The 21,925-nt window shown below is 33.2% G+C and carries 17 protein-coding genes and 1 pseudogene; 14 read left to right on the forward strand and 4 right to left on the reverse strand.

Features of this window, described 5'->3' with window-relative positions:
* Positions 1-19 precede the first annotated feature (19 nt).
* Positions 20-1,990, reverse strand: coding sequence for an FtsX-like permease family protein (locus BAQ44_RS18740; RefSeq protein WP_071722874.1), 1,971 nt, complete (start codon positions 1,988-1,990; stop codon positions 20-22).
* 23 nt (positions 1,991-2,013) lie between these two features.
* Complete coding sequence (locus BAQ44_RS18745; RefSeq protein ID WP_071722876.1) at positions 2,014-2,769, reverse strand: ABC transporter ATP-binding protein; 756 nt, start codon at positions 2,767-2,769, stop codon at positions 2,014-2,016.
* 343 nt (positions 2,770-3,112) lie between these two features.
* Between BAQ44_RS18745 and BAQ44_RS18750 the strand changes: the two are divergent.
* A pseudogene (locus tag BAQ44_RS18750) lies at positions 3,113-3,910 on the forward strand (CgeB family protein).
* 176 nt (positions 3,911-4,086) lie between these two features.
* The gene (locus tag BAQ44_RS18755) at positions 4,087-4,971 is read left to right on the forward strand and encodes an alpha/beta fold hydrolase (protein ID WP_071722883.1); all 885 of its coding nucleotides are present in this window, start codon (positions 4,087-4,089) and stop codon (positions 4,969-4,971) included.
* A gap of 281 nt (positions 4,972-5,252) precedes the next feature.
* Here the strand turns inward: BAQ44_RS18755 and BAQ44_RS18760 are convergent, their stop codons facing one another.
* Complete coding sequence (locus BAQ44_RS18760; protein WP_063262073.1) at positions 5,253-5,693, reverse strand: MarR family winged helix-turn-helix transcriptional regulator; 441 nt, start codon at positions 5,691-5,693, stop codon at positions 5,253-5,255.
* 142 nt (positions 5,694-5,835) lie between these two features.
* Between BAQ44_RS18760 and BAQ44_RS18765 the strand changes: the two genes are divergently transcribed.
* A complete protein-coding gene (locus BAQ44_RS18765) occupies positions 5,836-6,321 on the forward strand; it encodes a GNAT family N-acetyltransferase (RefSeq protein WP_071722886.1) in 486 nt (161 codons plus the stop codon).
* A gap of 366 nt (positions 6,322-6,687) precedes the next feature.
* On the forward strand, positions 6,688-7,599 hold the full coding sequence (menA, locus tag BAQ44_RS18770; protein WP_071722888.1) for a 1,4-dihydroxy-2-naphthoate polyprenyltransferase: 912 nt from the start codon (positions 6,688-6,690) through the stop codon (positions 7,597-7,599).
* Between the two features lie 99 nt (positions 7,600-7,698).
* Here the strand turns inward: menA and satA are convergent, their stop codons facing one another.
* Positions 7,699-8,250, reverse strand: coding sequence for a streptothricin N-acetyltransferase SatA (gene satA / locus BAQ44_RS18775; RefSeq protein WP_071722891.1), 552 nt, complete (start codon positions 8,248-8,250; stop codon positions 7,699-7,701).
* 404 nt (positions 8,251-8,654) lie between these two features.
* On the opposite strand from satA, the gene BAQ44_RS18790 reads away from it, so the two are divergent.
* The 10 genes from BAQ44_RS18790 to BAQ44_RS18835 all read left to right on the forward strand — a co-directional run bounded on the left by BAQ44_RS18790 (position 8,655) and on the right by BAQ44_RS18835 (position 21,885).
* Positions 8,655-9,023, forward strand: coding sequence for a response regulator (locus BAQ44_RS18790; RefSeq protein WP_063263377.1), 369 nt, complete (start codon positions 8,655-8,657; stop codon positions 9,021-9,023).
* Complete coding sequence (locus tag BAQ44_RS18795) at positions 9,020-10,804, forward strand: sensor histidine kinase (RefSeq protein ID WP_071722893.1); 1,785 nt, start codon at positions 9,020-9,022, stop codon at positions 10,802-10,804. The genes BAQ44_RS18790 and BAQ44_RS18795 overlap by 4 nt, the downstream gene beginning before the upstream one ends.
* Before the next feature lie 126 nt (positions 10,805-10,930).
* A complete protein-coding gene (locus BAQ44_RS18800) occupies positions 10,931-11,614 on the forward strand; it encodes an N-acetylmuramoyl-L-alanine amidase family protein (RefSeq protein ID WP_063263375.1) in 684 nt (227 codons plus the stop codon).
* A gap of 255 nt (positions 11,615-11,869) precedes the next feature.
* Positions 11,870-12,712, forward strand: a complete 843-nt coding sequence (locus tag BAQ44_RS18805) for a polysaccharide deacetylase family protein (RefSeq protein WP_071722896.1) — start codon at positions 11,870-11,872, stop codon at positions 12,710-12,712.
* Between the two features lie 917 nt (positions 12,713-13,629).
* Complete coding sequence (locus BAQ44_RS18810) at positions 13,630-14,559, forward strand: AAA family ATPase (protein WP_061678345.1); 930 nt, start codon at positions 13,630-13,632, stop codon at positions 14,557-14,559.
* Entirely contained in the window at positions 14,556-15,653 is a 1,098-nt protein-coding gene (locus BAQ44_RS18815; protein ID WP_071722897.1) for a DUF58 domain-containing protein, read from the forward strand. The genes BAQ44_RS18810 and BAQ44_RS18815 overlap by 4 nt, the downstream gene beginning before the upstream one ends.
* A 12-nt stretch (positions 15,654-15,665) precedes the next feature.
* A complete protein-coding gene (locus BAQ44_RS18820) occupies positions 15,666-16,361 on the forward strand; it encodes a hypothetical protein (protein ID WP_061678347.1) in 696 nt (231 codons plus the stop codon).
* A 419-nt stretch (positions 16,362-16,780) separates the two neighbouring features.
* Positions 16,781-17,143, forward strand: a complete 363-nt coding sequence (locus BAQ44_RS18825) for a Na-translocating system protein MpsC family protein (RefSeq protein WP_000798165.1) — start codon at positions 16,781-16,783, stop codon at positions 17,141-17,143.
* Between the two features lie 588 nt (positions 17,144-17,731).
* A complete protein-coding gene (locus BAQ44_RS18830) occupies positions 17,732-19,264 on the forward strand; it encodes an NADH dehydrogenase subunit 5 (protein WP_071722899.1) in 1,533 nt (510 codons plus the stop codon).
* On the forward strand, positions 19,264-21,885 hold the full coding sequence (locus BAQ44_RS18835; RefSeq protein WP_071722901.1) for a DUF2309 domain-containing protein: 2,622 nt from the start codon (positions 19,264-19,266) through the stop codon (positions 21,883-21,885). The genes BAQ44_RS18830 and BAQ44_RS18835 overlap by 1 nt, the downstream gene beginning before the upstream one ends.
* Positions 21,886-21,925 lie beyond the last annotated feature (40 nt).

The following is a 21,925-nucleotide window of genomic DNA, read 5'->3' on the forward strand; positions in this document are numbered from 1 at the left end:
CAGCTTTATTTTTAAGTGTTTATTTTTTATTGTTAAATATAATTTTATAACATGCTCTTTTTGTTAACAAATAATAAACGATATATACAACAGTAAAAATGATTACTGCGAAAAGAATTGGTAATATAAATGCACTACTTTTTCCTAATAGGTCATCCATTAACGCGGTTTTATAGGCAACTAATGCAAAAATGCTATGTGCTAATCCTATTATGTAAGGAATGCTAAACAAGGTGAAAATCTCTTTACTTATTATTCTTTTTAGCTTCTTCTTGTTATAGCCCATTCTATTTAAGATAATAAATTCATTTTTATTTGACATCATACTTGAAAGGTTATGGAAATAGAGAATACTGCCTGTTGCAATAAAGAAAATGATAGTAACGAAACTAATGAGCAAGAACGTTGAGCTATTTTGCTGAATAATATAATCATTTTTTTGGTAACTGCTTGTAAAATACATATTATTTTTAAATAGTGGGGCTAAGTTTTCATAAACTGCTTCATTATTCCTCATATCTTTTCCATTAAAACTCACTATCGTTTTTTCAGGTAGCCCTAAAGTTTTTATTTCTTTATACAGTTGATCCGAGATAATAAGTGTTCCTACACTATTTGCAAATCCAATGGGATTAAGTAATGTAGTGTCTTTTACTTTAACGTCTATATTAGTTGTAGGGGGGAAGTTTAAAGTATATATTTTCCCTTTAGCTAGGTCTTCTTTTTCAGGGCGATATTTTACTAGGATGCTTTCATTTTGAGCTAAAGTATTAAATTCTACATTTTTATCTTGAACATTTATTAACCTTCTGTAATCAGACTCAGAGATAAGATCAAATCCGTGCTCCTTTTTTATACTATATTCTTTTGGTAAACTCTCAGAATTAGATTTCACGTTAATAATGGTTGTTTCTGTATAGTTTATACTTTCTTTACCGACAGTTTTTTGTACAATTTGTAGTGCTTTATTGGCTACTTCTTTATCTTCTAATGGAAATTCAATAGCTGAAGGTACGATACGTTCTGTAGCGACAACTGGATAGTAAAGTGTCAGTAGAGTAGAACTGAAAATAGCTAAAGTTCCAGCGGTTAATAAGGTTAACAAAATTAATGTTTTTGCTTTTGAACGAATTTTAAATATAAAGTTTGGGACGACAATAATATTGGATTCTTTATAAAACCATATTTTATTTTTCTTCAGCTTTTGAATCGCATATGGTAAAAAAGAGTGAATAAAGAAGATCGTCCCTAATATGACACTGAACATTGTTAAGAGTGCAATTGGTGAAAAGCCAATTGTTTTCCACAAGGATTTCATGCCCCGTGTAATATCGATAGCTAAGAAATAGCCAATTAAAATTAAAAATAATCCTAGTAGTGAAAAAGCTGTATTAATTTTCAACTTATTTTCTTCCTTTTGTTCCATACGTACTAAAGTTAGTAAGGAACTTTTTCGAAGGATAATCCAATTTGATAAAGATAAAACAAAAAGAACAGCAAAGATAAAAATAAAGGTGAATAGTACTGCATCAAGGTTAATAAATGGTACTTTAGAAGTATCTATTTGTAATTTTAATATTTTAATTATCACTCCTACAATTCCTTTATGAGCAATAGCACCAAAAATAATTCCTAAAAGTAGGGCAGCAAAGCAAATTATAATATTTTCAAAAGTTAACAGTTTTAGCATCGTTGATTTTCTATATCCTAAAAGGGAGTAAATGCCGAGTTCGTTCATTCTTTTTTTCATAAAAAATGTATTAGAATATGACATATAGAATAGTACAAATGCCATAACAAAGATCGCCACCGTTTTGGACATTGTTTCTACTCTACCGTCAGACGAAATTTTTTCCATAACAATGTCGTTCATGGAAAAAGAGATAAAGGAGAAAAACACCATCAATACAAAAGCTACTGAAATAAAATAGAATGAATAGAAGGAGAAGTTATTTTTTAAATTCTTTTTTGCGATTGTAAATAATCCCACAGTTCAATCTTCCTTTCATTTTTCTAGTTATATCGATGTTCATCAATTTTAGAGATTTCTTTTAATATTTCTTCAAAAAATTCTTTTCTATTTTGCTTATTTTTCCTTAATTCTTTTATAATGTTCCCGTCTTTGAATATTAAAATTCTACTAGAAAAACTAGCTGCATAGGCATCATGAGTTACCATTAAAATTGTAGTTTGAAGTTCCTCGTTTACCTCTTTTAATTTTTGAAGTAGTTCTGTTGCAGAATTTGAATCTAATGCGCCTGTTGGCTCATCTGCAAATAAAATACTAGGCTGCTTCGCAAGAGCTCTTGCAGCTGCAGCTCTTTGTTTTTGTCCACCCGACAGTTGACTAGGATACTTGCTTAATTGCTCAAATATTCCAAAACGCCTTGCTAAACTTTCTATTGTTGATTCAATTTCCTTTGGTGATTTTTTTAACAAGGTAAGTGGAACCGCAATATTTTCTTTTACTGTTAAGCTATTAAGTAAAAAATACTCCTGAAAAATAAAACCTAAATAATCCTTCCTAAAATCAGCAGATTTATTATTGTTAAGCGCTTGGATATTGACCCCGTTTATAAAAACATCGCCATCTGTAGGTGTGTCGATAGTGGATAAAATATTTAATAAAGTCGTTTTTCCAGATCCAGAGGCTCCCATGATACCTACAAATTCGCCTGCTTTAATATCAAATGAAACTTTATTAAGTCCCGGTAATTGGTTCTTGTTATAAATCTTTGTCACATTTCTTGCAGATACTAATGCATTCATCTTCTTTACTCCTCTTCAATTATTTATATATTAAGTGTATCTTTTGATATATATATAAGCATGAGTAAAAAGCGCAACTTTGTATTACGAAATGGTGTAACTGATAATAAAAGGAGAAAATAATTTTGTTTTTCTTTTATGGAGTTGTATAAGCGATAAAAAATTATAGATACATCATGATAGGGATATGAATAAAAGAAGCATGGTCGTTAACCTGTGAAAAGAGGGAAGGGCAATATAATGGACATAAACGTTGCTTATACATGTAAAGTAAGATGTCATAAAGTGAATAAAGACTGCTAATTTTCGTGCACTTTGATTAAGGAGAAATAGGGGGCATGATATGAAAGACAAAACGCCTAAGAAAATTTTACTTATTCAATCAGGAATCGCTTTTTATTATCCAATGATCGAAGAAGCAATTTTGAATAGTTCACAAAAGATAAACAGTAATACAATTATGGTAAACCCAGAAAAAGCTATAAAAACCGCGTTAAAAGTGAAACCAGATTTTATAGAGAGATAGAATGTAATAATGTGTTTCATCTTCCTTTAGCAGCAAATCAAGATGTATTTAAACCTTCTCATAAAGAAGAAACATAAAAGTATGATCTTAGTTTTATAGGCACAGCATTTAAAAATAGACTTACTTTTGTTGATTCAATTTCAGAGTATTTAGCAGAAAAAAACATAAAAATTGTGGGTTTGGTTGGGAGAAGTTAAAAAAATATGAACGATTAAAGGATAAAATACAACCTTTTCCACTTGTGAATTATGAGGATGCATTGCAATATTACGTAGCTACTAAAATTAATATAAATTTACACCGTTCACCAAATGATAAAGAATTGAATTGTAATGCTGCAAATATCCAAGCATATTCAGTAAATAATAGAACTTTTGACATTAATGCTGTAGGTTCTTTTCAATTAACTGATATACGACCAGATGTAGCGAAGCATTACATACCAGGTGTTGAAATAGAAACGTTTAATAGTGCACCAGAGTTTTATTTGGAACATGTACAAGAAAGAAAACAAATAGAAAAAATGGGCTGGATAGGACTTTGAAACATCACACATATGATAGACGTGTATTACAATTATTAAACTATATTAATTTCATAGGCGTGAAGATGTAGTTTAACCATTAACTGAAATGATAAGCGTTGGGTGCTTTCAACGAGAGTTAACTCTCGTATTCTATAAAAATTATTTACGAAAAAGGGATTTGGATAATTTTGTTGAATTTATTTATTCTGAAAAGACGATTTTGCATACAAACTAATTTACATTTAATAATTAGAGGAGATTAACAATGAATCAATTTTTTGTAGAATTTGGCGAGTATGAAGCAAGTGTTTGTGAATGGGGAGATAAAAGTAATCCTCAAATCATTTGTTTTCATGGTTTAGGAAGTACAAAATTAAGTTTTATCGAAATAGCAGAACTTTTAAAAGATAGCTATCATATTGTATCGTTTGATCTACCTGGACATGGGAAAACACCAAGTTTTGGGAAGGATGAAGATTACGGTGCATCTCATTTAACAAATTGGGTAGTAGCATTACTTGAGCAGATAGGAAAAGAAACATTTCATATAGTAGCACATTCATGGGGAGCAAGCGTTGCGCTTCACTATGCAGCAGAATGTACAGAAAAAGTGAATAAAATGGTTTTGTTAGATGGTGGTTATCATCATGGTAAAATGAATGCAAAATATTTTGCGGAGCTATATAAAGATGCGAAAGAAGGAGAGTGCCCACCGCGGTCATTAGAAGAAGAAATCACCCATTATGAGAAAAATTTTGATGAATATATTTTTGACAGTAAAGAAGCGTTCATCCAATCAGAAAAAATGGTTTACACTAGATGGTCGCCATTAATAGAGCGTGCGGTTTATGATTTAATGAGAGAAGAAGATAATAAAGTGAAATGGCATGCTACTGGCGATACCGCTAGAAGTGTAATTAAGTTTCAATATACGGTGTATAAGACATTGAAATCGCATAAAATTAAAAATGATATTTTACTATTGTATTGTGATCTTCCAGATAATTATTTAGAAATAAGAGAATTGCAGATCGCGGAATTTAGGAAGCATATTGATATTACGCCTAAGCTTTATACAAATACAGGGCACCTAATGCATTGGGATAGACCGGAAGAGATTGCCGAGGATGTTTTACATTGGTTCATATAAAGAAGGTCCGTTGTTCGAATTTGAGCAACGGATTTCCTTTTGAAAGACCTAATGTAGTTGTTATAGCCAGTTCCTTGTAAATAGACATAATAAAACCTAGTGATAAGTTCAAAAGGTTGTAAGCCTAATATTTATGTATCTCGGCTGTACCTCATCACCATCAAGCTAATATTTTAAAGTACTCACTAAACAAAAATAGCATCAAAGTTCACTTTTACCGTTTTAGGGGTAACCTGTTCTGTTAAGTTGATGGATATGTGACGCTACCCCAATTCATTTTTTTACTTTTGTTTAATGTTTTTATTTAATTTTTCTTTTATTATCATCATGGAAATACGAATCTCATTAATCTCACTATCACTTAGTCCGTTAAACAATTGATTTATTTGTTCATCTGACTGAATATGAATTATATCTAGTAGTTCCTCTCCTTTTTTTGTTAAAAAGAGCAAGTTTTTTCTGCTGTCTTTTAGTGAGCTTCGTTTCTCTATTAATTCTTCCTTCTCAAATCTACGTAAAATTCTACTCATATAGCTTCTGTCAATATTAAGTTCTTGCACAAGATTATTCGCAATACACTCTGTTCTTTCGCTTATTTCAAATAGTATTCGTGTTTCGGTTAATGAATAATCTGTATCTAGAATTTGATTATTAAATAAACCAAGTACCTTTGTATAAAATCGGTTGAATTGTCTGATGTCATAAATAATTTTTTTATCCATATAGTCTCCTTTAGTTGACTAAGTCCACATTTAATATTAATATAACTGTACCCTTAAAATATGGACTTAGTCAACATTTAGAGGGGCCATTTTCAAAAATCTGTCGTAATCTTTAATAAAATTTAATTGAAGGAGATTGTATATGATGATTCGAGAAATGAAAAAAGAAGACAATGCAAGAGTAAAAGAAATTATACAAGATTCATTAAAATCACTTGGATTAGCGCTTCCTGGAACAGCTTATTTTGACCCTCAACTTAATGACCTACACCAATATTATAATAATCTAAAACATGCGAACTATTGGGTAGTGGAAATGGAAGGAGAAGTTGTTGGTGGAATTGGTATAGCACCGTTTAACGAACATGATAAAGTTTGCGAATTACAAAAGCTATACTTAAGTCCAAAAGCACAAGGTTTAGGGCTTTCCAAGAAACTAATGGAAACAGCTTTGTCATTTGCCGCTACACATTATGGAAAGTGCTATTTAGAAACAATGCATGAATTAAAAACTGCATGTCTATTATATGAAAAATTTGAATTTATACTTTTAAATGAACCCCTACCAGGTTCTGAACACTCTACTATGGATGCATGGTATATAAAATCTTTAAACGCCTCTATTTGAAAAGAAAGAGCAGGAGTTGAGCGAATACAAAGCGATTTTTATAATTAAAGATTACTTTCTGTTACTGTTTCAAGCGAAAAAATCACGTTTTAATAGGCTTCTTTAGTATGCCTACTTTTCTATAAATTATTAGATGCGAAACATGGATCGTTTCATATCTAGTAATTTACTTTGTTAGCTTGATGAGCATGCGGCTGTACCTATTATTAGAAAAAACGATATTTTGATGCAAAGTTATGGTGCAGGCAAGAGCATTAAAGTTCTATCGCCAATTCTTTTTTTGATATAATAGATGTGAAGCAGAAAATAGATAGAAAGATACTGCTAGTCATTTATATTTAAAATGTTGGGAGATTGAACAGAGTTATGGGGACAGAAAAAGAAATTAGTTCCGCTAAATTAATATGGAAGATGACGCGCCCGCATACATTAACGGCGACGTTTTCTCCTGTAATTTTAGGAACAGTAGCATCACTTTATGTTACAGACATTCATTGGCTTTTATTTATTGCGATGATGGTTGCATGTTTAGCATTGCAAATCGCAACGAACTTATTTAATGAGTACTATGATTTCAAACGTGGATTAGATACCGCTGATTCTGTTGGTATCGGTGGTGGAATTGTCCGTCATGGATTGAAACCGAAAAATGTGTTAACAGTTGCGCTTTTATTGTATGTAGTAGCAGCAATTATTGGAGTTTATATTTGTATGAATAGCAGCTGGTGGTTAGTCGTTATCGGTTTAATCGGGATGGCGGTTGGCTATTTATATACAGGTGGTCCATTACCAATTGCGTACACTCCGTTTGGAGAATTAGTTTCTGGATTGTTGATGGGGACATGTTTTGTACTCATTGCTTTCTTTATTCAAACAAATACGATAACAATTGAAAGTATATTAATTTCCGTTCCAATTGGAATTTTAGTCGGTGCAATCAACATGTCGAATAACATCCGAGATATCGAAGAAGATATTAAAGGTGGAAGAAAGACATTAGTAATCCTCCTTGGGAGAGAGAAAGCAATCGTAACACTAGCTGTAGCCTTCTTCATTGCTTATGTATGGATCGCGGTGATTGTATTGATGGGTTATATAAGCCCTTGGGCATTAGTTATGTTCCTAGGTTTGAGAAAGCCAATCTCTGCCATTCAAAGTTTCCAAAAAGGAGCAAAGGATCCCGGATATATACGCATCGCAATGAAATCAACAGCGATGACAAATACGATTTACGGCTTTTTATTATCAGCAGGGTTATTAATTAGTTATTTGTTTTAAATAAAAATATGATGAAATAAATTAACCCCGATTTCTCAATTTTAATATGGAGAGATTGGGGTTAATTTATTTTGTTTTTGTTTAACGGTAAGAACATTTTCATTTGAAATGAAAATACCAATAAATTGCAACTTCATTACTTGTTATATCCAAAGCTCTATAAACAAGAAAATCAAACCCACCAATTATAAATCCGCATTTTTCATAAAATTTACATGCTGCGACATTATTATTTTGCGTTTCAAGCATGATACCTGGCAAGTTGCCTTCTTTTGCCCACTGCTTTGCTTGATCAACTAATCTTTTACCAACTCCGAGTGTACGATATTTTTTATCCACCGCTATATCTTCTATGTAAGCATAGTGATTCCAATTCTTTTTCAATACTATGAGTCCAATGATTTGGTTATGTAACAGTGCTATGTAAATTACTTGATTGGGCTTATTTATATATTCATTGTTGGCCAGTTCTTCATTATCATTTTGTAAATAACTTTTTTCATAACTCGGAACGTCTTCTACTGTATATTTTATGCGTCCATTTACTTTTGAAAGAGAAAGAATTAACCGAGCATTCACTATGAAACTGTCATCAATTTCCGGGAGATTGTCTAAATCATTTGTTTCTAACGCTCTAATTAAAAGGCTCATCGTGATACCTCCAAATAATAGTATTTCTTCTGGTTCTTTATGTGATTCCAATTCATTCCAATTGCAAAATAATAATAGAATTTCAATAGTAAGGCTATCTCTGCATTTTATCTTTATACCATCATGCTATTATCTTGATATAACTATGTTGTATGTAGTAGTGACGGAAATAGTGAAAGATTTCTAATTGGTTAATATATAAAATGAACTATTTCTTCCTAACAATAAAGTGAAACTTTAATCAGTGGGGGTTTTCTTCATCCCCCACTGATTATCAGCCCTCACCAATCGGACTTTTATGGGCAGCCCGACCCCAGCTAAATTCTTTGCTTTCGCTGCATTTTCAGGTGGGGGTCTTACTGCCCATTAAAGCGGGATAAAATAAATCGTGGAGAAGATAAAAGATGCAAAGAACAATATTAATTGTAGAAGATGAAGATATTTTACGTGAGATTATGAAGGATTACTTATTAAACGAAGGGTATAACGTCTTAGAGGCGATTGATGGAAAAGAAGCGTTATTTATATTTGAAGAGCATGAGGTGCATTTAATTATTTTAGATATTATGTTACTGGAATTAGATGGCTGGGCGGTCTGTCGGCGAATTCGGAAGAAATCTAATGTACCTATTATTATGCTAACAGCTCGGGTGGATGAGGAGGATCGCACTGTTAATAGTCATATTCGTAATTTGCGTCATAAATTAGGACAAAAGGCAGCTTGTATTGTAACTGTTGTACGAGCTGGTTATAAATTTGAGGGACAAGTATGAAAAAAGGAATTGTATTAAAGTTATTTATATTAACAACAGCATTATGCACACTTATTTTAGTAACTATTTTTATTGGACAAACTATATTTTTTAAGCAATACTACGCAAATCGAAAAGTGAATGATATTAAAACAAATATTCAATCCTTTGAAAAAGCATATGTAAAAGCTGGGGATGACGCGAAAGCAATTCAAAAATTGGAACAAAATTTCTATCAAGAGAATGCGACATGGATTACAACGTTAGATCGTGCAGGTAATATAAAATATGCAAATGATTTCTCTTTAGAAATTCAATTAGACCCTAGCGAAAATAAGAGATTTTCTGAACGTTCCATTCACATACCGTTGTATAGTTTTATCAATTTAGAAGATATAGAAAGGATGAAATATAGTTTAGAACAAGGGAGCCATATTATTATCGATGGAGTACAGAAGGGGGATATAGCAGTCCCTGCGATGTTAACGATAAAAGAGAAAAATGTTGGGCTGGAGAACAAGCAACTGTCAGAAAGATTGTATGGGCCAAAAGCTGTATCTTCAAAAGAAAGTTCACAATTATATTTAGCAGGAAGCATTCAGAACGTGGAATTACCAGAGGGGGCTGTAGGAACGAACTTTATATATGGAAATCGTGTGCTTATAGATAGAATAAAGCAATTTCAGGTTGATTTATTATTGAATCAAAAATCTAATGATGCTACTTCTACAGAAATAATGGATTACGAAGAAAATAATATTAAATATAAGCTATTAATCAAACCAACAACAGCTACAGATGGTGAGATAAACTATATTTTTGCTATGACATCATTGCAACCAGTTGATGAAGCAGTACAAATGATAAAGGATTATTATGTATATTTAATTATCTTTGTACTAATTTTAATTGTGTTGATATCGTTCTATTACTCAAAAAAAATAGCCAAACCATTATTACAAATAAATAACACTACCAAAAAAATTGCAGGTTTAGATTTCTCTGAGACGATACCTATTACTACAAACGATGAAATAGGTGATTTATCACAAAATATTAATACGCTTTCTACAGCTTTGCATTCGTATATTCATCAATTGCAGCAAGATATAGAAAAAGAAAAGCAATTAGAAAATACACGTAAAGAATTTATCGCGGGTGTTTCACATGAGTTAAAAACACCTTTAAGTATTATGAAGAGCTGCATTTCAATTTTGGAAGATGGTGTTGCTAGTAATAAAAAGGAGTATTACTTTAAAGCAATGTCCAAAGAAGTAGATAAAATGGATATGCTCATTATAGATATGCTGGAGTTAGCAAAATTCGAGTCGGGTACGTATAAAATGGATATGAGTGTTTTCCATATCGATGAGATGATTGATTATATATGCGAGCAATTAGTTTCGGATATAACAGCTAAGCAATTGCATGTCCATAAACAACTTTCTAAAATTGAGGTTGTTGCAAACCAACATCGCATAGAACAAGTTATAACGAATTTTATTACGAATGCGATTCGCTATACACCAGAGCAGGAGAATATTATTATTTCTACAATAGAAGAGAATGAACGTGTAAAAGTATGTGTAGAAAATAAAGGTGCACATATTGAACTAGAACATTTAGAAAAAATATGGGATCGTTTTTATCGTGGAGATACGTCTCGTCAACGCTCCAAAGGTGGAACAGGATTAGGCCTTGCTATTTCAAAGAATATATTAGAGTTGCATGGTGCGGAATATGGTGTTTCGAATACAGAAGATGGAGTATTATTTTATTTCTATTTAAATAAAAACGTGTAGAATTTTTGTTCTACACGTTTTTATCATTTTTAAATGAAATCGACATTATCTGCATTTTATCTTTATGAGCATTCATTACTATTTTCATTAGAAACGGAATGAAAAGCTGATAAGGAGATTGTTAAAATGAAAAAAAGAGCGATATTGCTTTTGCTTATTATAATAATAATGGGTACAGGTGTTAGTTTCATACATGCTAAGGGGCACAAAAATATATCAAAAGAGGATTTACGATTAGAAGGAAAAACAATTGTAATTGATCCGGGGCACGGTGGAGGAGATAGAGGGACGAAAGGAAAGAAATTTGGAACGGTTGAAAAAGAACTTAATTTAAAAGTAGCACAAAATATAAAGAAAGGATTAGAAGAAAGAACGGATGCAAAAGTTATATTAACACGCGAAAAAGATATGAGTTTACTTCCAGAAACAAAACAAAAAGAAGAATTACAAGCGCGTGTCAAAGTAGCGAAAGACCATGCGGCGGATCTTTATATTAGCATTCATCATGATGCTTTTGAGGATACAAATGTAAAAGGAGTAACAACTCATTATGGATCTAATAAAAGGAAAGATAAAAAATTAGCAAAGGTCGTACAAGAAGCTATTTTTGATCAAAATATAGACAGCCGAGATCGAGGCGTTCATGGCAGTGATTTTCTTGTCTTACGAGAAAATCCTTCCCCGGCTATCTTAATTGAGTTAGGATTTACATCTAATGCCAGTGATGAAAAAAGAATGAATTCAGAAGAATTCCAGGCAAAATCGCAACAAGGTATTGTGGATGGCATTATTAATTATTTTATTATGTAATAAAATAGGCAAGTAGAAAAATACTATTCTTTCTAAATCTTAATTAGAAAGAGTAGTATTTTTTATTTTGAGTGTATATCCAGTTTTCAAATTTAAGAATTAACTTAACTTTATTCTTTAACTGATTTCGACATTATCTGCATTTTATCTTTATCCATCTCTATTAATCTATTTATTGTAAACACCGGTTGAAACTAATAATTCAGCCTTACAAATAATGAATATGAAAATTAATAGGGAAAGGATCGGAAAATCATGAAAGAATCGAAAAATAAGAAAAAAACAAGTGTAGTAACGAAGGCAATCATATCTTTAGGAGTTGTTTTAGCAACGACCTTTTTCACATTATTCTTAATTGGGAAATGGAACTCTACTCCAGCGAAGGGAGTAGCTAATGAAAGTAGTAATCAAGTTAGTACGCAACAACAAGAAAAGAAAAAGGAAACACCACCAGCAAAACAGAAAAGACCTGATGGAAAACCGGTAGGAAAAGTTGTGTATTTAACATTCGATGACGGTCCTAGCGAACTAACTGGGAAATTTTTAGATGTACTAAAAGAGCAAAATGTTGCCTCGACATTTTTTATGCAAGGTAGTAATTTACAAAATACAGGTTTTCAGGAAAACGTAAAAAGAGCGGTGAAAGAAGGACATTATATTGGTGCACATAGTATGACACATAATAGTGATAAGCTATACAAAAAGGGACAATTTGTACCGGAAATGAAAGAAACGTTAGCTCTTATCCATAATATTACGGGTACAACGCCTAAACTAGTCCGTCCACCATATGGATCTGCACCAGGATTAAAGGGTGAGGAAATTCGTAATCAAATTGTAGAAGCAGCAATAAAAGTTTGGGATTGGACAATAGACTCAAATGATTGGAAATTAAAAGATAATTCAACTCAGATTATCGAAAATGTAAAGAAACAAACAACAGAAGAAGTAGAAGTTGTATTAATGCATGAAAAGGCGCAAACATTACATGCTCTTCCGGAAATCATTAAATTCTATAAGGAAAATGGATATGAATTTGGTGTTTACAATGATGCAGATCATTTTCGACTAAACTTCCAGAAAGATCAACGTCTATAGTATAAACATAAATATCTTAAAAAGTTTTTTTATTACTAAATCAATAATTAAGCCAAAAGTCGATTTCCTATACGATAAAGAAATCGGCTTTTTTTATGAAATTTTGCTTCGTGAATGAAGCTTGTGCTTTAAGGTGAATATATTGACCTTATTTTCAAATGACATTCGTATTACAAACTGTTTATAAAGGGATAGCGCCACACCTAGTAAGCTGATAAAAACAAAAGGAACTGAATTCTTAAATCGATGGGTATGTGGTGGTACGCGACTTATAAATATAATGAGGGAAATAGTGTGACATGAAAGAAGAAACAAGGTCTAAATTATATAAGAGTGTGTACCTTTTTAATCCCTTTGTATAAAATTATACTTTCAATTTCTAACGCTTTTAGGGTCTCCAGAGTTTATGAAAGATTATAACATTCAGTTGTTTCCCACATTTCTTTTGTTGAACATGTAGCAACAAACTGCTGAATTACCAAGGTTCACTGCGGATAAAATGTATATATTTTGTAAAAAATAAACTATTTACAATATAAAGAAAATTTGTTATTTTTTAAAAAAGTGGAGTGTTAAGATGAGTGATTTATTAGGAGCTATAGTATGTGATGGTAGTGTTAGATATCATTGCAGTCCTAATTCTAAGTGTACATCTTATATGGGTAATCATACTTATGATGTTTGGGATTATAAGGCTGGAAAATCTTGTGGGTCTACTGTGGTCTTTAGATGCTCATGTACAGTTGGTAAGCCGATTTAAGATGTTGCATTAAAATTAGTAGTTTATGGAAAAGTAAATGGGTGATAAAATGCATAAATTTATTTTTATATATCAATATCAGAATTTAAACTGCACTAGTTTACAAAACTAATACATTAGAAGAATAAAGAATTTCTTGATTAAAGGAGAGGGCTAGATGGATATATTGAAGGCGGTTAAAAATAATATTGCTCAGATCATTGTTGGAAATGACGCTGCAATTGAACTAGTCATGATTGCTTTGGTAGCAAACGGACATATCCTTTTAGAGGATGTTCCTGGAACAGGAAAAACATCATTGGCAAAAAGTTTAGCAAGAAGTATAGATGGTAAGTTCCAACGTTTACAATTTACATCTGATACATTACCAGGTGATGTCATTGGTCTCGAATACTTTGATATGAAAGAATCTGATTTTAAAACTCGAATGGGTCCTGTTTTCGCAAATATCGCACTTGTAGATGAGATTAATCGTGCGGTACCTCGTACACAATCGGCCTTATTAGAAGTAATGGAGGAGCGTACTGTAACTATTTCTGGTCATACTTACAAATTGCCGAGCCCGTTTTTAGTAGTAGCTACACAAAATCCTTTGGAATCATCTGGTACATTTCCACTCCCAGATGCACAATTGGATCGTTTTTTATTAACTGTTCGACAGGGGTATCCAAATAGGGAACATGAAAGAGAAATGCTACGTAGATTTCGTCTAGGGAATCCAATGGAGTCTTTACAAAGTGTTTTATCATGTGAAGAGATTCTAGATTTACAACAACAAGCTCAGAATATTTTAATCCACGAAGAAGTAGAAAACTATCTATTAGATATTGTTAAGGCTACTCGCGAACATAATTTGGTAGAAATTGGTGTTAGTCCGCGAGGTTCTTTAGCTTTTATGCGTGCCGCCCAGTCAAGAGCATTATTAAATGGACGTAGTTATTGTACACCAGAAGACTTTCGATTTCTTGCAAAACCAGTTTGCTCACATCGATTAACGCTAACGATTGAAGGAGAAATGAAAACAACTAAGACACAAGTTATACAAGAAATTTTAGAAACTGTATCAGCTCCAGTGGAGTCAGTCTGATGGAGACTATCGTTATAAAACATCGTATAGCAGAGTTATCTAGTATTATAGTATTTATAATTATAACTGTTATTCTTTGGTTAATTTATCAAAATTTCGTTGTATTTCTTTTGTTGTTTTCTTATTTTTTATTAATTGGATTTGCCCATTGGTATGTTAGTAAAATCTCTAAAGTAAAATGGAGAATTGTACAGTATCATGAGCGGCTTTTTATTGATGAAAAGGGACATTGTAAAATATATATTCAAAATGATATGAAAATGCCTATTCCCTTTCTCAATTTCTGCTTTCGTTCACAAAGAGGGATAGACTGGCATATAAAAGAAAACTGGGTAAAGCATGGAAACTTTTATAGTATTCCATTATCTCTTTCGAAAAATGAGGAGATTGTCATTGATTTGTATGCGCAAGCTAAGCAACGTGGTAAATGGAAATGGGATCATATAGAAATTGTAATGAGTGATCCTTTTCGCCTCGTTACTTTACATTATACATACAAATATAAACAAGTGCCTTTATTTCATGTTTATCCAAGAATCGCGAAGGTAACTATCCCAGAAACGAAGCGATGGCAACAAGGGTACCGTACAGCAACGGTTTCGCCTTTATATAACGAAACAAAAATTATAGGTGTAAAACCATATGAAGGAGAAGCGTTTCGGTCTATTCATTGGGGAGCAACTGCAAGAACAGGAGTATTAAGTGCTAAAAAATACGAACCTTCGCAAGGGGACCGTTATGCGATTTATCTCAATCTTGTTGGTAAGAATTCTTATACATGGCGTACAGATATAGAATGGCTAATTGAGGTAACGACTGGGGTGTGTAAGCAGTTACTTGTACAAGATTGCTCTTTTGAACTATGGGTAAATAGTGTACATAATAACGGTATTTTACAAATCCGTTCGGGAGGAAATCGCTCACAATTATATAAGGCTTTACAATTGTTGTCTACAATTACGGAAAACGACCAGCCTGTGTCCTCAGAGGTATTTTATAAAACCGGTTTCCGAAAGCAAGAACCGGGTGCTATCCCACTTATAATTGGATATCCACCAAAGCAGCAAACAAACTGGTTGCAGGTTGTAAAATAGAAAGGAGATAGTATGGACAAGTGGATGGTTGCTAGGTTTCGCTTAATTGTATTTTGTATTACTATAATTGTTGCCTTTTTTCTAACACAAGGAGCCCTATATTCACGCGAAATATTTCAGGAATGGATGATTAATAACACAAAATTTTATCTTATAGATGGTTTTGCAGAAACGTTGACCGGTGGAAAGGGTAAGGAAGACTTTTATGGTGAAGCGAATAATAAATCGGATGACGAAAAGGGCGGGAAATTATGGATTGATGAACCTAGAGAACCGGGGGATGAAAGTTCACACATTCCTCTTTTAAAGGGAGAAATTACATCTAAGAATAATATAATAATTTACTCTTGTATTATCATATTATTTATTGTTGGACTCATTTATAAGTCCAGAAGAAATAAAAAACAATTGCTACAAGATAAGATAGATGAAAACCCCCTCCCGTACCAAATAGATCAATCTCCTATTGGAAAGAAAAAAATAAATGCATTGCCTCATAATCCTATACGTGCTGAATTAGTGAAATGGGAACGGAATTTGCCATTATCTAAACAAAGACGTTCCTATGAAACGATTCAACAATGGTTAACACGTATCGGTTGTTCACATGAAATTGTAGAAGTGTACGAGAAAATTCGTTATGGGGATCTAGCCTTTACTCCAGGTGAAAAACAATTTATACATGAATGGATACAAAAACATATATAAGCTGTAGAATGATATAATCGGATTGACTTAAGTCAGAAAAAAAGATGGGAAAAAATCGTATGCCATCGTTTGGGGAGTACGGCCTTTAGTGCTACAGTTGATTCAACTGTAGCAGAGCTATTAAAAAGAGAAAGAGTCTACTCATCAGAGTAGGCTCTTTCATTTGTGTATTATGTCACAAGAACTCCCTTACTTTCTCCGGAATGTCCTTTTTAGAAATCTATGCAACAAAGCCTTTATAGTAAGCGTATCTTGTTGGGAATGATTAAAAATTCCATATTGTAATATAAAAAATCGCTATGATATGAAAGGATACCTTGCAACAATCCCAATAAATTCTTCTCAATAATTGAAAATAAAATCAATCCAGATTATTATATTGTTATTGTAAATTTATTTTATTGAAGGAGGATACATAAATGAAAAACTCAAAAGGTTCTATTGAATCAGAGATAAGTAAAGCAATTACTCACTGGGAAAAGGACTATCTAGGACGCGGGTCTATATCCGTTAAGACAGATATATTACGGGATATGATTATTGTAAATTTACAAGGTATTTTAACGCCGGCTGAATATACTGTGTGCGAAACAAAAGACGGTATGCTAACGATAAAGAAAAATCGTTCGGAGCTAGTTGAATCTGGAATTGAAGATTTAAAAGAGATTATACTAGAATTAACTGGAGAGAAAGTGAAAAGCTTTCATACGGATATAAGTTCCCGTACAGGTGAACGAGTAATGATTTTTAAATTGCTTCATAATCTTGAGGAGAAGTTTTAAAAATAAAAAACATCTTAAGATTAGTGGAAGGATTAAGAAACCTACAAGTTTTGCATTTTATTAACATACTAACAATTAAAAATTTGAAGTTATTTAGGTATAATAAATCTTAAAAACGGATAAATAAATTGACAAACTATTTAATATGGTTTATCTTATAATTGTTTTAAAAAATTGATAGATGCTCATTTTAACAGTTTTCTATAATTAAGGCTTTAGCATTTTTTTAATATGTAATATTGACTAAATGAAAAAGTTTCTTAATTAAAAGATAGCGTATAACATAAATTGATATATTGATTGCATAATCTAGGAGATCAGAAATATACTTTTCTTTTTAATAGGAGTAATACATACATTCCTTTATAAAATGGGAGCTCTTCAAAAAAACTTTATTGAAGTTAGTTGAAGGGAAACCGACAATCTCCATAATTCAATGATGATATAAAATCATTGAATTATGGAAGTTGTCGGTTTTTTTTATGGAAAAAAACGATGTACTAAAAAGAGTGAATGAAATTTGAAATTAAAAAACTATCTTAAAAGAAATTTTTATAGGTTATTTTCGTTTGGAAGGGAGTATTGTACATGTTAATTTCGCTGAGTTCATCGACACTGTTAACATTATTTTTTATGGCGCTTAGTGCTTCTTGGCTAAGTGGATTATTGTTTTTACATGCAAGGATGCCTTTACGTTTTGTTCATATCCATATTGGTATCGCTGCATTGCCTTCGTTAGTTTCTTTACTCGCACTTGTTAATCACAATGGAGATAGCGTTGTAGGGCCTTGGCATTTAGATACTTTAGCTTGGTTCATGGCTTTCTTTGTTCTTACAATTGGTTTAATCATTCAGCGTTTTTCTGTACGTTACTTACTGGGAGATCGCTCATATCGAAAATACTTTGCACTTTTTACATGTACTACAGGTGTATCTTCGGTTGCATGGTTAAGTAATGATCTTCGTTTCATGATTATTTGTTGGGGAGCAACTCTTATAGGATTGGTTTTACTCATCGGGCTAAATAAAGGGTGGAAAGTAGTTAGCGAAGCAACAAAAACTTCTAGTTATTTATTTACAATAAGCTGGATCGCTTTGCTAGTAGCTATCATCTGGCTTTTTCAAGTCACTGGACAGTGGCAGTTAACATCAGTTTTAACGAATGAAAATGTAGCTCAATTTGGAACATTGGAGAAAACAGGAATTAACTTATTGATTATAGTAGCTGTGATGATTCCAGCAGCACAATGGCCTTTTCAAAGATGGTTAATTGAGTCAGCTGTTGCTCCAACTCCTGTTTCTGCTATTATGCATGCTGGTTTAGTAAATGCTGGCGGTATCATGTTAACTAGATTTTCACCTCTTTTTCATGATGATATTGCACAAATCATTTTACTAATTTTCTCAAGTATTTCTATCTTAATAGGTACAGGAATTAGCCTAGTTCAAGTTGATTATAAACGTCAACTAGTGGGGTCAACTATTGCACAAATGGGGTTTATGCTTATTCAATGCGCATTAGGAGCCTATTTAGCGGCTGTTATTCATTTAATTTTACATGGTTTGTTTAAAGCTACACTGTTTTTACAAGCTGGTTCTTCCGTGCAACGTTTTGGGGCAGTGAAGCAGTCTAATGAAGGGATATCTAATTTATGGATTATGGTCGGACGTGTTTTCGGATTATTTATAGCGATTGCTTTTTGGTTTACGACTTCTGGAGAAGGGTATCAATTAGTTAGTGCGTTCATCTTAGGGTGGTCATTGTACTTTTCATGGAAACAACTTGTTGTTTTCGGAGAGGGAAGAATGGGACGAATTGTTGGCGTATTTATTTTAGCTGGATTTTCTCTCATTTACTTTACCGTTCATAACTCGCTTTATAAATGGTTGCATACTGACATGTATCAAAATGTTCAACCTTCAGCTTCAGCCGTTATTTTTGTTATATGTCTCTTATTATTTGGTAGTGCTATTAATACTCTCGTTACTCGTAATCAATCCTCTACAATATTTGCTGTAGTGTATCTTTGGTTCGTTCGAGTAGGTGAGGCGAGACAAAAGTCAGTAGAAAGTCATCCAAGCTATCTGAAACATTATGTATCAAAGGGAGGTAATCAGTGATGAGCATATCGTCAGTAACGAAAGAAACTTTAAAAAAGAAAGATACAAACATTGAAGTACAAGAAAAGAATATGAATAATTTAGTTGAATCTGCTAGCCGAGTTGTTGCACCACTTTGGCCGATCGCTACATTTGCAGCTCATCACCCTTGGATGGGACTTGAAAAGCAATCATTTGAACAAGTCGCAAATTGGTTAAAAGAAATTCGTAATGTGGATATATATCCTAGTGCTTCTATGATTCATTCGGCAAAGGCGAAAGGTGAAATTGAGGAATCATTTTTACAAAGTGGCTTGTCTCGTTGGCTTGATTCACAATCTTTTCATATCCCGCGAAAGAAAGCGGAGCAGTTTTGCCAAGCAGCTTTAAAATTAGAGGGATTACCTTCTAGTCTATTATCATCGCCACAATTAAATAAACTGGCAGAAGAAATGAGTTATATAAATACAGGAAATATGAAAGACTCTTCAATGCAACCTGTAAGTTCACTTTTAGAGAATCAAAAGGGTGAAAACCTATCTGATATTCTTAATTATCATATCATTAAATGGTGTAAATTATATCTTGATGACTCTGGTTCAAGTTGGACGATGCCAAATCGAGAGAAAGGTTTGTATCGTGCATGGCATCACCTTATTACATTTGATCCAGCGCTCAGTAAAAATGAGCGTAAAGTTTTAAAGGATTGGCCACAGGATGCCGAGGTAGCTTTAACGAGAGCGTTATCTGAACTAGGAATTTCTGAATCTAACATGCAAGCTTACCTTGAAGGACACTTGCTTGCTTTGCCTGGATGGGCAGGAATGATACTATGGCGTTCCCAACAGTCGACTCAGGAGCAGGAACTTCTCATAGAATATTTAGCAGTTCGAATTTCTATGGAGCTGGCCATTATCAAACCGTATTTACCTATAAAAAATCAAAAGGCTGAGAAAAAAGTTGCGATTGTTCCACTTATAGCTTCTTGGACCTATTGGGGGAATATTTCAACCCGGGAATGGTCACAAATGTCTGCAGCTGAACAACGTGAATTCTTAGCATTTGCTTATCGTTTTGATGAAAATATTCGCAGGAAACTTTGGCTGGAAGCTTGGGAACAGACGCATGCAGAGCAATTAAGGGAAAAGATTGTTTTTAAGCAACGTGCAACTAATGATAAAAAACGTGTATTAGCTCAATTAGCATTCTGTATTGATGTACGTTCAGAACCGTTTCGTCGCCACCTAGAAAAATTAGGTCCGTTCGAAACGTTTGGAATAGCTGGTTTCTTTGGATTACCAATTGCGACTAGTGAACTAGGTAGTAAAGACAGTCATCCTTCTTTGCCAGTTATATTAAAACCGAAACATCAAATAAAAGAGCTCACGGATGAAAATGAATTTAAAAATTATCAACAACGCAAGAAGATAGACAGCTCAGTAAGTTATACGTTTAAAACGATGAAACAAAATGTACTGACAAGTATGTTACTACCTGAGGTAAGTGGCCCTGTACTTGGTTTACAAATGGTGACAAGGAGTTTTGTGCCAAGAAGAGTAGGTAGTTTCATTCGTAACCTTCGTAAAACGATGTTACAAAAGCCTGATACAACATTCTCGCTTAATCATGTTCGTGATACAAAATGTGAGATACCTATCGGTTTTACGAAAGAAGAAAAAGTGAACTATGTGCGCCAAGCTTTAAAAATGGTGGGATTGACAGAAAAATTCGCGCCTTTAGTTGTAATGTGCGGCCATAGTAGTCAAAGTACGAACAACCCTTATGCTGCAGCGCTTGAATGTGGTGCTTGTGGCGGAGCAGCGGGAGGATTCAATGCAAAAGTTTTCGCTACTTTATGTAACCTTCCAGAAGTAAGAGATGCTTTGTCTGCTGAAGGTATTAACATTCCGGAGGATACCATTTTTGCAGCAGCTGAACATAAAACAACAGTGGATGAATTGGAATGGATTTACGTCCCAGAACTTTCGGAAACTGCGCAAGAAGTATTTGATAGTATTGAGTCGGTTATGCCGAATGTCAGCCAACATGCAAATAGAGAGCGTTTAATGCAATTACCTAATTTTAAAACGAAAATAAATAATCCGAGTAAAGAGGCACAACGATTTGCAGAAGATTGGAGTGAAATACGTCCGGAATGGGGATTGGCCCGTAATGCATCTTTCATTATCGGGCAGCGTGAATTAACTCAGGATTGTGACTTAGAAGGAAGAGCTTTCCTTCATAATTATGATTGGAAACAGGATAAAAGCGGTGATATATTAGCTAGCATCATAGCGGGACCAGGAACAGTAGCTCAGTGGATAAACCTGCAATATTACGCTTCAACTGTAGCACCTCATTATTATGGTAGTGGAAATAAAACAACCCAAACTGTAACGGCGGGTCTCGGTGTTATGCAAGGAAACGCAAGTGACTTGTTGCCAGGCTTACCTTGGCAATCCGTTATGCAGTCAGATAGTGAGATGTATCATTCACCACTTCGTTTACTAATTGTAATTCAAGCGCCTATTGAATATATAGAGCGTTTGCTAAATAAGGATTTCACATTTCGAGAAAAGGTTCAAAATGGATGGATTAGACTGGCAAGTGTTGATCCAGAAGGACAATGGAAAAATTGGTAACAATCATGTCATGAATAATCAACTATCGTTACGAGTTTAA

It is taken from the genome of Bacillus mobilis (assembly GCF_001884045.1).
GTDB lineage: Bacteria > Bacillota > Bacilli > Bacillales > Bacillaceae_G > Bacillus_A > Bacillus_A mobilis.

Coding starts and splice junctions, on each gene's coding strand:
- BAQ44_RS18825 (WP_000798165.1), top strand. CDS start 16,781: ATGAAAAACTCAAAAGGTTCTATTGAATCAGAGATAAGTAAAGCAATT.
- BAQ44_RS18790 (WP_063263377.1), top strand. CDS start 8,655: ATGCAAAGAACAATATTAATTGTAGAAGATGAAGATATTTTACGTGAG.
- BAQ44_RS18795 (WP_071722893.1), top strand. CDS start 9,020: ATGAAAAAAGGAATTGTATTAAAGTTATTTATATTAACAACAGCATTA.
- menA (WP_071722888.1), top strand. CDS start 6,688: ATGGGGACAGAAAAAGAAATTAGTTCCGCTAAATTAATATGGAAGATG.
- BAQ44_RS18745 (WP_071722876.1), bottom strand. CDS start 2,769: ATGAATGCATTAGTATCTGCAAGAAATGTGACAAAGATTTATAACAAG.
- BAQ44_RS18800 (WP_063263375.1), top strand. CDS start 10,931: ATGAAAAAAAGAGCGATATTGCTTTTGCTTATTATAATAATAATGGGT.
- BAQ44_RS18755 (WP_071722883.1), top strand. CDS start 4,087: ATGAATCAATTTTTTGTAGAATTTGGCGAGTATGAAGCAAGTGTTTGT.
- BAQ44_RS18835 (WP_071722901.1), top strand. CDS start 19,264: ATGAGCATATCGTCAGTAACGAAAGAAACTTTAAAAAAGAAAGATACA.
- BAQ44_RS18810 (WP_061678345.1), top strand. CDS start 13,630: ATGGATATATTGAAGGCGGTTAAAAATAATATTGCTCAGATCATTGTT.
- BAQ44_RS18820 (WP_061678347.1), top strand. CDS start 15,666: ATGGACAAGTGGATGGTTGCTAGGTTTCGCTTAATTGTATTTTGTATT.
- BAQ44_RS18805 (WP_071722896.1), top strand. CDS start 11,870: ATGAAAGAATCGAAAAATAAGAAAAAAACAAGTGTAGTAACGAAGGCA.
- BAQ44_RS18760 (WP_063262073.1), bottom strand. CDS start 5,693: ATGGATAAAAAAATTATTTATGACATCAGACAATTCAACCGATTTTAT.
- BAQ44_RS18830 (WP_071722899.1), top strand. CDS start 17,732: ATGTTAATTTCGCTGAGTTCATCGACACTGTTAACATTATTTTTTATG.
- satA (WP_071722891.1), bottom strand. CDS start 8,250: ATGAGCCTTTTAATTAGAGCGTTAGAAACAAATGATTTAGACAATCTC.
- BAQ44_RS18765 (WP_071722886.1), top strand. CDS start 5,836: ATGATGATTCGAGAAATGAAAAAAGAAGACAATGCAAGAGTAAAAGAA.